The 12,991-nt window shown below is 36.8% G+C and carries 11 protein-coding genes; all 11 read right to left on the reverse strand.

The annotated features are described in order from the left end of the window. Window positions 1–14: 14 nt before the first annotated feature. Window positions 15–2,612, reverse strand: a complete 2,598-nt coding sequence (mutS, locus tag ABC228_RS04155; protein WP_345823821.1) for a DNA mismatch repair protein MutS — start codon at window positions 2,610–2,612, stop codon at window positions 15–17. A 142-nt stretch (window positions 2,613–2,754) separates the two neighbouring features. Beyond that, on the reverse strand, window positions 2,755–3,333 hold the full coding sequence (gene cotE, locus ABC228_RS04160) for an outer spore coat protein CotE (protein WP_345823822.1): 579 nt from the start codon (window positions 3,331–3,333) through the stop codon (window positions 2,755–2,757). A 190-nt stretch (window positions 3,334–3,523) separates the two neighbouring features. Further along, a complete protein-coding gene (locus ABC228_RS04165) occupies window positions 3,524–3,952 on the reverse strand; it encodes a YlbF/YmcA family competence regulator (protein WP_345823823.1) in 429 nt (142 codons plus the stop codon). A gap of 2 nt (window positions 3,953–3,954) precedes the next feature. Beyond that, entirely contained in the window at window positions 3,955–5,532 is a 1,578-nt protein-coding gene (miaB, locus tag ABC228_RS04170; RefSeq protein WP_345823824.1) for a tRNA (N6-isopentenyl adenosine(37)-C2)-methylthiotransferase MiaB, read from the reverse strand. Window positions 5,533–5,794: 262 nt separating this feature from the next. Next, entirely contained in the window at window positions 5,795–6,055 is a 261-nt protein-coding gene (gene spoVS / locus ABC228_RS04175; RefSeq protein WP_010093295.1) for a stage V sporulation protein SpoVS, read from the reverse strand. Window positions 6,056–6,178: 123 nt separating this feature from the next. Further along, a complete protein-coding gene (locus tag ABC228_RS04180) occupies window positions 6,179–6,976 on the reverse strand; it encodes a TIGR00282 family metallophosphoesterase (protein ID WP_345823825.1) in 798 nt (265 codons plus the stop codon). A gap of 111 nt (window positions 6,977–7,087) precedes the next feature. Then, on the reverse strand, window positions 7,088–8,659 hold the full coding sequence (gene rny, locus ABC228_RS04185) for a ribonuclease Y (protein ID WP_345823826.1): 1,572 nt from the start codon (window positions 8,657–8,659) through the stop codon (window positions 7,088–7,090). Between the two features lie 235 nt (window positions 8,660–8,894). Then, window positions 8,895–9,932 (reverse strand): recombinase RecA, encoded by a 1,038-nt coding sequence (gene recA / locus ABC228_RS04190; protein ID WP_345823827.1) that lies wholly within the window; start codon window positions 9,930–9,932, stop codon window positions 8,895–8,897. 174 nt (window positions 9,933–10,106) lie between these two features. After that, entirely contained in the window at window positions 10,107–11,354 is a 1,248-nt protein-coding gene (locus tag ABC228_RS04195) for a competence/damage-inducible protein A (RefSeq protein WP_345823828.1), read from the reverse strand. After that, window positions 11,354–11,932: a CDP-diacylglycerol--glycerol-3-phosphate 3-phosphatidyltransferase gene (gene pgsA, locus ABC228_RS04200; RefSeq protein ID WP_345823829.1), complete on the reverse strand. Its 579-nt coding sequence runs from the start codon at window positions 11,930–11,932 to the stop codon at window positions 11,354–11,356. Before pgsA ends, ABC228_RS04195 begins: the two co-directional genes overlap by 1 nt. Window positions 11,933–12,042: 110 nt before the next feature. Beyond that, window positions 12,043–12,990 carry a helix-turn-helix domain-containing protein gene (locus ABC228_RS04205; protein WP_345823830.1) on the reverse strand — a complete coding sequence of 316 codons (948 nt, stop codon included), beginning with the start codon at window positions 12,988–12,990 and terminating at the stop codon, window positions 12,043–12,045. Window position 12,991 lies beyond the last annotated feature (1 nt).

The raw sequence follows: 12,991 nt of genomic DNA on the forward strand, positions 1-12,991 counted from the left end.
CCTTTCTACTCTTGCTATTTTAGAGAAAGCTTTTGTTTTGCTTTCTTTTGTAATCGATGAAGTTCGTTCATCGCCTCAATTGGTGTCATTTCAAATAAATCAATTTGTTTTAACTGTTGTACGATTTCTTCATCATGCTCCGATACGCTGTTGGTATTTTCTTTTGTTACCGCAACGGATTCCGAAAAGAAGGATAATTGATCAGATTCCACTTCAATCTGTTTTGAATCTGTTGCATCATTACTCTCCAGTTGCTTTAAGATAATACTCGCTCGATTGATTAAATTATCTGGTAAATTGGCAAGCTTGGCTACATGAATTCCGTAACTCTTATCTGCGGCTCCTTCTTTTATCTGGTGGAGAAACACAACATTACCTTCATATTCTTCTGCACGCACATGAACATTTTTTAATCTTGGCAAATCACCTTCTAATGCAGTTAATTCATGATAATGCGTAGAAAATAGTGTCTTGGCATGAATATGGTGGTGAATGTGTTCAACAATTGCTTGTGCTAGAGCCATCCCATCATACGTACTCGTTCCTCTTCCGATTTCATCCAGAAGAATAAGACTTCTTTCCGTTGCGTGAGAAATTGCATGATTTGCCTCAAGCATCTCCACCATAAAAGTACTTTGGCCAGAGACAAGATCATCTGCAGCTCCAATACGCGTGAATATTTGATCAAACACAATTAACTCTGCTTCTTCACAAGGTACGAAACAACCAATTTGTCCCATAATAGCAATTAAAGCAAGCTGTCTCATATACGTACTTTTACCTGACATATTCGGACCTGTAATTAATAGAATACTTTTATCGTCATCTAAAGTAATATCATTTGGTACGAATGTCCCATCATCCATAACCTGTTCAATAACAGGATGACGACCATTTTTGATTTCTAGCTTTTTCTCTACAAAGGTTGGCCGTTTATAGTTATTTGCTTCACTAACTGTTGCAAATGCTTGCAATACATCAATATTACTGATTGTATCTGCTAAATATTGAAGTCTTGGAATTTGATCCTTAATCTGTTCTCGTATTTCAGTAAATAGGTTATATTCTAATTCAACGCTTTTTTCTTCTGCTTCTAAAATTAATTGTTCCTTTTCCTTTAATTCTGGTGTAATAAACCTTTCAGCATTGGTGAGTGTCTGTTTTCGTTCATATTTTCCTTCAGGTAATAAATGAAGGTTTGCTTTGGTCACTTCAATATAATAACCGAACACTCGATTGTAACCGATTTTTAACGATTTTATGTTGGTTTCCTGCTTCTCTTTCTGTTCTAATTCAGCAATCCACTTTTTGCCATTTCGAGATGCATCACGGTAAACATCAAGTTGTTTGTCAAAGCCATCTTTTATAATAGATCCTTCCTTTATAGAAATTGGAGGATCCTCAATGATACTAGCTTCTAAAGTATCCACTAATTCCTCTGGGTAAACTAGTAGGCTAGCGAGATCTCTTATTTGTTTATGGTCGAATTGCAAAAGTAGCTCTTTTATTTCAGGAATTCTCTTTAATGATTTTTTTAATTGAATGAGATCTCTTGCATTAACATTACCAAATGCAATTCTTCCTGCTAATCGTTCTAAATCATAGACCGATTTAAGGCTTTCTCGTAGGGTGTCTCTTTCTAGGAACGCTTGGTAAAACCCTTCAACTGCCTCTAGCCGATTATTAATTTGAACCTGATCGAGTAATGGGCGTTCTAGCCATTTTTTTAGCATTCTAGATCCCATCGCTGTAACAGTTTTATCTAATACCCATAACAAGCTCCCATGTCTTCCTTTTCGAAGTATGGTCTCGGTAAGCTCTAAATTTCGTTTTGAATACATGTCTAGCGATAAATAATGGTCAAGCTCAATAATTTCGGCTTGTTTTAAATGATCAAGTGAGCGTTTTTGCGTATATTGTACATAATTTAATAAACGACTGAATGACTTTATTAGCCTTTCATCGTTTAAGTTCTCACAGAGGTCTCGATATTCTCCATTAAATGTTACTTCATCTTGATAGGATAGTGTAATTTGGAGCTTATCCATCAGCTGCTTCTGAAGCGACTCTGGAAGGTTTGACGAAACCACAATCTCTTTAATTGGCTGGTTATATAACTCATGAATAACTGCATCAAATCCTAACGTGATCTGAGCGATTCTGCTTTCTCCCGTCGATAGATCACAGTAAACTACTACAAATGATCCATCCTTGAAATGAGATAGACTAGCAATATAATTATTATTCCGTTCACTTAGCATAGCACTTTCCATAACAGTTCCGGGTGTAATAAGCTGAACGACCTCTCGTTTCACAACCCCTTTTGCCGTTTTGGGATTTTCTACCTGTTCACATATAGCCACTTTGTAACCTTTTTCAACTAAAGTTTTTATATAATTTGCCGCTGAGTGATACGGAACTCCGCACATTGGTATAGGGTCATCCTGTCCCCCTTCACGCTTCGTTAATGTAATCTCTAGTTCTCTTGACGCGTTAATAGCATCATCAAAAAACATTTCATAAAAATCACCTAAACGGAAAAATAAAAATGCATCTTTATAATCAGCTTTTATTGTTAAGTATTGCTCCATCATTGGTGTATACTTTGCCATGAAAAATCCTCCAAAAACCTACATATTATTCTACAATTATAGCATAAAATGAACCACAACGATTGTTTAGATTGTAGAGATATGCTGAGACAAGGGAAAACAGACAAAAAAAACTTACGAGGAACATACCCTCGTAAGTTGATTAATCTTTTCCTCTATTGCTACTGCTTTCTAGGAAATCAGGACTTAAATCGCTTAACTCATCCTCTGTTACTGCATAATCCCAGCTCTCATCTTCATCATCAAATTTATCAATCTTTTGCTTTACTCTCACATATACTTTTGTATCGCCAAGGACTTGAACTAAGAATTCACGTTCGATATCTACAAGTATTTTAGAGCCTTGATTGGAAATTCTACATTCTAAGCAATTTGGTTGCTGCAGCACCTTGCAAATCACATCGTAATCATCATTAATGCAATTATCATCACGAATTCCAAGTGGGATGTAATCAGTGTAGGTAACACGTTCTGTTACTACTTCGGTTTTCGTATTATCATTATAAGAATACCAGATGTTAATTTCATAGCTTCCATTAACTTCAACAGTATCTTCAGATTTTTTCTTTGCATTATATAGATGATTAATAACCCAGCATCCTAGGATACTTGTAGGTCTATGTGATGGCGAAATGGAATGAGTAGCTTGCGTGAATTTTTTTCCCTTGCCAATAACCGCTTTTGTAATAATCTCTCTGTAGTCTTTATCTAGAAAACTCATAATTACGTTTACCTCCTCTTTTTTCATAGTCATTTTATGCAAGACAAATACCTAAAGTGCATAGCGATTCTACGAAAGATAAAGAAGAAAAAATAATTATGGGCAAAAATCAGTTGTGACGGATAGTTCTAGCAAGCTTATTGCAATAAAAAAAACAAGCAAAAAAATTAATTTTTGCTTGTTTTTAACGTTAATGGTCACAACCAATACTGTTTTTTTCACCAGAGGCAGTTTTTCCAGATAACGGATCCCCGCCAGTTGACTGAATTACTTTATTAGTAACCTCTCGGGCAATTGTACCAGATACAAGCTGCAATACATCGTTAACTACGATTTGCGATTCTTTGAATTCCTGAACAATTGGAATTTCATCAATCTCCGCTTGCAGACGATCAATTTCCTCTTCGATACGTTTTAATGCTTCTCTTTTTTCATATGCCTGAAAGTTGACAGCTTGTTTTTGCAGAGTTTTAATTTTCTGTATTAATTTTTGCACCTTATTATTTTCGTTCAATTTTGCTTCTACTTGCTTGAAACGATCAATTTCTTCTGTATTTGCAAGCATATCTGCTAGTCGCTTAGCTTCTTCTAATACTTGTGTTCTTGTAAATTCAGCCATAATTACTTCACCTCTATTGTATTTTCAACCATTTCGCCATTTAAGGACCAGGTTTTTGTTTCGGTTATTTTTACATCTACAATCTTTCCAATAGCAGATTTAGGTCCTTTAAAGTTTACTAGTTTATTTTTCTCAGTATATCCAGCTAATACATTCGGATCCTTTTTACTTTCTCCTTCAACCAGAACCTTTACAGTTTTGTTTTCATATGTCTTCATGGATGCTGCAGATTGTTTATTTACTAACTCATTTAAGCGATACAGACGCTGCTTTTTAACTTCTTCAGGAACATCATCTTTTTTCTTTGCAGCTGGTGTCCCTTCCCGTGGTGAATAGATAAAGGTATATGCCGCTTCAAATCCTACCTCTTCTACAAGAGTCATTGTCTCTTCAAACTGTTCATCGGTTTCATTTGGAAAACCAACAATAATATCTGTCGTTAACGTCGCGTTCGGAATTGCTTTACGAATTTTTCGTACCAATTCTAAGTAATCTTCACGCGTATATTTACGATTCATGCGTTTTAGCACTTCACTACTACCTGATTGTACTGGTAAGTGAATATGATCAAGAAGGTTTCCGCCTTTCGCTAACACTTCAATTAAATGATCATCAAAATCTCGTGGATGTGATGTTGTGAAACGTACTCTTGGGATATCAATTTTGTGAATATCATCCATTAGATCTCCTAATCGGTAGTCCAAATCCTCGAAATCCTTACCATACGCATTTACATTTTGTCCAAGTAAGGTAATTTCCTGATAGCCTTGTGCCGCTAATTGACGCACCTCTTGTATGATATCCTCTGGCCGACGACTTCTTTCTTTACCGCGAGTCATCGGTACGATACAATACGTACAAAACTTATCGCAGCCATACATAATATTAACCCATGCTTTAATTTTACCATTACGGACCTTTGGAAGGTTCTCAATAATGTCTCCTTCTTTAGACCATACTTCGACAACCTGCGCTTTACCAAACATTGCATCTTTTACTAAGTGTGGTAAACGATGAATATTATGCGTACCGAACACCAAATCGATATGCTGATGTTTTTTCATAATACGGTCTACTACAGATTCTTCCTGAGACATACAACCACAAACCCCAAGAATTAAATCTGGTTTCTCAGTTTTTAGTGGCTTTAAATGACCAATCTCGCCGAACACTTTATTTTCTGCATTCTCACGAATAGCACATGTATTGAGTAAGATTAGGTCTGCTTCATTCGTATCAGCTGTTGCTTCATATCCCATATCTGTCAGAATTCCAGCCATAACCTCTGTATCATGCTCGTTCATTTGACAACCATATGTACGAATCAAGAACTTCTTCCCTTTTCCAATTTCTTGCATATCCTCAGGAATGGAAAAGTCATAATGAAACTGAACTTCTTCTCGACGTCGCTTTCTAGCTTTCTTTAAATCTGGTGGCTGATAGCTTGTTTGAAAGTATTTTGCAATCATATCATCACTGGACATTTGTTTGATTCGTTCAATATTCTCCTGTTCGGAGTTTATGTCTGTTGGATTAATTTGCTTTATCTGATTTTGTTCGAGACGCTGTTTTTCATTCATTAGACAATCTCCTTTCTATTCTAGAACAAATTAATTATGTATATAGGTTTACATTATTACAGTATAAAGCCTTTCAATGAATTTAACAATATTTGTGAAAGCACTAACCCAATTAGATTTATCGGAAATAGATAAAATAGGAAAAATAAATGATTACTTCCATAACTTTCTAAAGTACAACTAGTAATTCTTTTATATGAACCTTATGAACCTATAAAAAAAGTGCTACGCTATCGCGCAACACAATTAAGGACATCTATACTTATCTAGGTTCAACAATTAATTTAATTGCTGTCCGTTCTTCATTATCAATCATGATATCCGTAAAGGCTGGAATACAAATTAGGTCAACTCCACTTGGGGCAACAAATCCTCTAGCGATTGCAACTGCTTTTACGGCTTGGTTTAATGCACCAGCGCCGATAGCCTGAATTTCCGCTGTGCCGCGTTCACGTAATACATTCGCAAGTGCTCCTGCTACTGAATTAGGATTTGATTTTGCTGAGACTTTTAATATTTCCATTACTAGTACCTCCTTCATTTCCTATTATAGTTCTATTGCTACTATATTCTTGGAGACGTTAGCTTATAACCTTATTATGCATCAAGATTTCAAAAAATTCAAATTTCCGACGAACAACAGCTATTAACCTAGGAATGGATTGTCCTCATTTATCATAATTCTCTCAATTTTAGATGCTTTTCCGCTAGCATCATCTATTGTTACGATGATACCATTTAATTGATTTCTTCCATTTTTATCAGGTTCAAATCGAACGGGCAAGCTTGTTAAAAATTTCTTTAACACTGCCTCACGTTCAACACCTAAAATTCCATCGTACGGCCCAGTCATTCCTACATCTGTAATATATGCAGTACCCTTTGGTAAAATGCGATTATCGGCAGTTTGGGTATGTGTATGTGTACCAACTACAGCGCTAACTCTTCCATCTACATACCAGCCCATTGCTTGTTTCTCACTAGTTGCTTCCGCATGAAAATCAAGAAAAATTATATTGGTTCTCTTCTGAGCTTGCTCAATTAACTGATCTGCCTTCCGAAAAGGATCATCGATTGCTGGTAGGAATGTACGACCTTGTAAGTTCATAATCGCTATTTCCGTACCGTTTATATTGATGAAAGTTAAGCCTTTCCCTGGCGTCCCTTCTGGATAGTTAGCAGGGCGGACTAAGTTTTTTGCGTCATCAATAAATTCAAAAATATCTTTTTTATCCCATGAATGATTACCCATGGTAATTGCTTGCGCTCCCCATTCCATGAATTGCTTATAAATCTTTTCCGTTATACCTTTACCCGATGCTGCGTTTTCACCATTAATAATAACAGCGTTGGGTCTGTATTTTTCTTTTAATTTTGGTAAATATGTTTGAACCATCTCTCTTCCAGGAGATCCAAAGACGTCACCAATAAATAATATCTTCATTCCAAAACCATCCTATCGTACATTTTATGTATAGTTTAGACCTTCTTCACTAATAAATAAAGCTATAATTGTATTTCGAATATAAAAAGCGGAGCAAATGCTCCGCTTTTTTTATTTTGCATATTCAACTGCTCTTGTTTCACGAATTACAGTCACTTTAATATGACCTGGGTAATCAAGCTCGCTTTCAATACGCTTACGAATATCACGTGCAATACGTGCCGAATCAATATCATCGATTTCATCTGGCTTAACCATAATTCGAATTTCTCTTCCTGCTTGGATTGCAAATGATTTTTCAACACCTGCAAACGATTCTGAGATTTCTTCAAGCTTCTCTAATCGTTTGATATAATTCTCCAAGGTTTCACTTCTTGCTCCAGGGCGAGCTGCTGATAAAGCATCAGCCGCAGCTACTAGAACAGAAATTACGGAAGTAGGCTCTTCATCACCATGGTGAGAAGCAATCGAATTAATGACTACCTCGTGTTCTTTGTATTTCATTGCTAGCTCTTTCCCGATTTCAACGTGGCTTCCTTCTACTTCATGATCAATTGCTTTACCAATGTCATGGAGTAATCCTGCTCTTCTTGCTAACCTTACATCTTCACCTAATTCAGCAGCTAGTAAACCAGATAGGTATGCTACTTCTGTAGAATGCTTTAACACATTTTGACCATAGCTTGTACGGTATTTTAGGCGACCAAGGATTTTAATTAAATCTGGATGTAGACCATGTACACCTACTTCAAACGTTGTTTCTTCCCCTACTTCTCGTATATATTCATCAACTTCACGTCTAGCTTTATCCACCATTTCTTCAATTCTTGCTGGGTGAATTCTGCCATCCTGTACGAGTTTCTCTAAAGCTATACGAGCAGTTTCTCTACGAACTGGGTCAAAACCAGATAATATAACTGCTTCTGGTGTATCATCAATGATTAAATCGATTCCTGTTAATGTTTCCAATGTACGTATGTTTCGACCTTCACGACCAATAATACGACCTTTCATTTCATCGTTTGGAAGATTTACAACAGATACAGTAGTTTCAGCAACGTGGTCTGCAGCACAGCGTTGTAAAGCCAAGGACAGGATATTTTTTGCCTTCTTATCCGCCTCTTCTTTTGCACGATTTTCAGCTTCCTTAATCATAATCGCTGATTCATGTGCTAATTCCTTTTCAATACGCTCTAAAATAATGCTTCTTGCCTGATCAGTAGTGTAACCAGAAATGCGCTCAAGCTCGGTTTGCTGCTCTTGTAACATTGCTTCCACTTTGCTTTCCATTTCTTCAATTTGTTGTTGTTTTTCTGTAAGCGATTGTTCGCGTTTTTCAAGCATGAGCTCTCGCTTGTCCAGTGTCTCACTTTTTCTATCCAGATTTTCTTCTCTTTGCATCAGGCGACTTTCTTGCTTTTGGACTTCAGAACGACGTTCACGTAATTCTTGCTCTGTCTGCTGGCGAAGTTTATGATTTTCATCCTTTGCCTCAAGAAGTGCCTCTTTTTTAGCGGCATCTGCATTTCGATGTGCTTCTTCCACTATTTGCTTTGCTAGATTTTCCGCACTGGAAATTTTAGCCTCAGCAATAGATTTACGAATCAGATAACCAACAACAATACCGACTACAAGGAAAAATAAGGCAAGCAAAATGGAGATGAGTAGAAAGTTGTCTCCCACGTTTTCACCTCCTCTTGCTATAAAATTGTTTCAGTTCATTCATTACATATTGTCGGCATGTACCATATTCAATGAATAATTTACATTTCGTATAATAAAAAATATAAAATTATACATATTAATTTTATCTGTCAGTAAAAATATTGTCAAGGAATCGACATAAAATATGTTTTTGATTTTCTATTTTCTGTTAATGAAAAAAGCCCTTTACTATGTAAAGGGCTTAAAATATATCTTAAACATCTAATGTTTCTTGTGCAGGTTGTTCTTCTGGTACTTCAACATCACTATCTAAGTTATAGTGATCACGAATTGCTTGTTGAATTTCTACCAGGATTTCCTTGTTTTCTTTAAGGAATACCTTCGCATTTTCTCTTCCTTGCCCAAGTCTTTCACCTTCATAGGAGTACCATGCACCACTCTTTTGAACGATGTCCAAGTCAGAGCCAATATCTAAGATTTCACCTTCTTTAGAAATCCCTTCCCCATACATAATATCTACTTCTGCTTGTTTAAATGGAGGTGCAACCTTATTTTTAACTACTTTAATTTTCGCTCTGTTACCTAAAATGTCATTGCCTTGCTTTAATGTTTCTGCACGACGAACTTCTAAACGGACAGAAGAATAGAACTTTAATGCGCGTCCTCCTGGAGTGGTCTCAGGGTTTCCGAACATTACGCCAACTTTTTCACGAATCTGGTTGATGAAAATTGCGGTTGTTTTTGATTTATTGATAGCACCTGAAAGCTTACGTAAAGCTTGAGACATAAGACGGGCTTGTAAACCTACATGAGCGTCACCCATTTCCCCTTCAATCTCTGCCTTCGGTACTAATGCAGCAACTGAATCCACAACAATAATATCAACCGCTCCACTACGCACTAACGCTTCAGCAATTTCTAGTGCTTGTTCACCTGTATCTGGTTGTGAAAGTAGAAGCTCATCAATATTAACACCTAGCGCTCTTGCATAGGTAGGGTCAAGTGCATGCTCTGCATCAATAAATGCTGCTTGGCCACCGGCTTGCTGTGCTTCGGCAATTGCGTGAAGTGCTACTGTTGTTTTACCTGATGATTCAGGTCCGTAGATTTCCACAATTCTACCTTTTGGATAGCCACCTATACCCAATGCTATATCTAATGTAAGCGAACCACTAGAAACTGTTGCTAGTTTCTGATCAGCTGTTTCACCTAATTTCATAATAGAACCTTTACCGAACTGTTTCTCTATTTGTCTTAAAGCCATATCTAAAGCTTGTTTTCTATCACTCAACGAAACTACCTCCTTAAATTAACTATATCTATCATACATTGTTTTCGATGTTTTGCCAAGCAAAAAACGAATAAATGTTCTCATATTTTTTCTGGGTTATTTTCATTATTTTTCATTAATTCAACTGAGATATTCTATAAAAATAATATTCTATACTCGGAAGAGCACTTAAAATTATGTTTTTAAGTTATGGAATAAAAGTTCATATCCCTTTAATACAGCTCTTTGTCTAATTGCTTCCCGATCACCAATAAACTCATATTTATTCGCAAAATGATCAACACCCTCAATGTATATGGAAATATAAACTGTCCCTACAGCTTTTCCTTCAACCGAGTCTGGTCCTGCAATTCCTGTGAAGCTAATTCCTACCGAAGTGCCTAATAATTTGGCTACATTCTGAGACATTTCCAGTGCACATGCTTCACTTACTGTCCCAAAATTATCTAAAGTAGATGATGATACCTGTAGTACATCTCGTTTAACTGATTCATCATAACAGACAATTGCCCCGTTACAAACCACAGAAGCACCTGGAACAGCTATCATTTTTTCGATAAACTTCCCACCTGTCAGGCTTTCTGCGGAAGCGATTTTATGCTGGCCATCTCTTAATAAGGAAACAATACGATGCTCGATATTCTCATCATTCATTCCAATAAAATAAGGGCCTACTTTAGCTAGAATAGCGGATTTTGTTTGTTCTAATAAATCTATTGCTCTTTCTTCAGATGACGCTTTTGCCGTTAAACGAATCACAACACCATCTGCCTGGGCTAATGGTGCAATTGTTGGATTTTGTTGGCTATCGATAAGCTCTTTAAGTTCGTGTTCAAGCTTTGATTCTCCAATACCTATAAAACGTAGCACATACGATTTAATTACATCTGTCTGCCCGTGCAACTGACTTAAGTAAGGCAGGACACCTTCATTCATCATTGACTTCATTTCACGCGGAACACCAGGTAAAAAGACCCACGTCTTACTCTGATATTCAACTATCATACCAGGTGCCATTCCAACATTGTTCTCGATAATGCTAGCACCATGAAATACACGAGCCTGCTTTCGATTATTCGGTGTCATCACCGTATTATTTCTCTTGAAATAAGCTTCAATTTTTTTCATAGAAGGATTATGTTCAATGATTTCAATACCACTGAGAAGTTGAAAGGCTTCTCGTGTTAAATCATCATCAGTTGGTCCTAATCCTCCCGTAACAATAATGACATCAGAGCGATTTTGTGCAGCGTCAAAGATGTCTTTTGCACGTGTTAAATTATCACCTACAACACCGTGATAATAAACATTAATACCATGTAATGCCAACTGTTCAGAAATCCATTGTGCATTCGTGTTCGCAATTTGCCCTAACAGAAGCTCTGTACCGACAGCAACAATTTCCGCATTAACTGTTTTCATTATTTAGAGTCCCTCATAACATGCCAGTTTTTCACAAAATAGTCATATCCGGATAATACTGTAAAGAAAAGTGCGATATATAGCATAATTGTTCCAAACGGAAAGTCGATAAAGGAAAAAGGAAAATTATGAAGTAACAAAACAGAAATCGCAACCATTTGTGTAGCGGTCTTAAGCTTGCCCATATTACCTGCTGCTAAAACCGTTCCCTCTCCTGCAGCGACAAGACGTAGCCCCGTTACTGCGAATTCTCTACTTATGATGATAATCACAACCCACGCTGGTGCCGCTCCAGTTTCTACTAATAGAATTAATGCAGCAGATACTAATAGCTTATCAGCCAGCGGATCTAAAAACTTACCTAAGTTGGTAACGAGATTATGCTTTCTGGCATAATAACCATCTATCCAATCTGTTGTAGAAGCAATAATAAATAATAGTGCCGCTACAAAGTGGGATACAGGTAGTGATTCATCGCCAATATTCCACTCTCCCCACTGGAATGGAATACTCATTAATAAAATAAATAAAGGAATTAATAGTATTCTAGAAATCGTAATTCTATTTGGAATATTCATGTACAACATTCTCCTCCTAAAAGCAATTATATAAGCTTTATGAATAATAGATAAGTTCTAATAAAGGGATAAAACCCTTCTCTAGCCTGTTACTGAGAAGGGTTTTATGATTATTCATTTTCTTCTGTAACATTAAACCATATTTGCTGATGATCACTTGTGTTTGGATCGACAGGGTATTCGACATCCACCCCATTTATCTTAATTGACAGATCGGGCGCATGACCAATATTAAGAAAAATTCTCTCTTGACCAGTTAAGTCAATCTCCATTGGTGAATTCTCTGGATCAGTAATTGCACCAAAGAAAGACTCACCAGCTTCATTTTTCACATCTAACCAAACGCCACTTTGTGATTCAAATGTGAACATTAACGCCTCGCCTGTATTGGATAATTCAATGGTTGAAACTGGAGGTGATCCACTACCTTGCTCAACTACGTTCATGCTAAGATCAGTTTCCTCTTCAACTTGGTCCTCATTTGTTTCCTCGCCTGATCCTTCCTCTCCGTCTTGCTCGTCTTCACTAGTGTCCTCCGAATCAGGGTCTGGGTCTTCCGCTCCATTTTCATCTCTTGTTTCCTCACCAGAAGTGTCGGTATCTTCATTACGAATAATGGTATTATCACCTGTTTCATCCACTGGACTTGGGTCCTCATTATCATTTGATTTCGTTAAGAACCACCATGCTAGAAAAACAATACCGATAATAAGTAGTACTACGATTAACGTAGGAATAAATGAAAAAATTGCCGAGCTCCTAGTTGGCATATTGTCTTTTCTGGAACGATGAATCCTTGTGTATTGAGTAGTGGTATCTTCTTCAGGGGAAGGAATCTCTTCTTTATACTCCTCCATCAACTGATTGGGATCCACACCTACTGCAATTGCATATTCTTTAATAAATGCCTTCGCATAAAATTTACCTGGGAGAATCGAGAAATTCTCCTCTTCTATTGCTACAAGATATCGCTTCTGTATCTTCGTGATATCTTGTAGTTCATCAAGTGATAACTCTTTAGCTTCTCTTGCTTCCTTTAACCTTGCACCTATTCCCATT

Origin of the sequence: Ornithinibacillus xuwenensis (genome assembly GCF_039614845.1) — a bacterium.
GTDB lineage: Bacteria > Bacillota > Bacilli > Bacillales > Amphibacillaceae > Ornithinibacillus > Ornithinibacillus xuwenensis.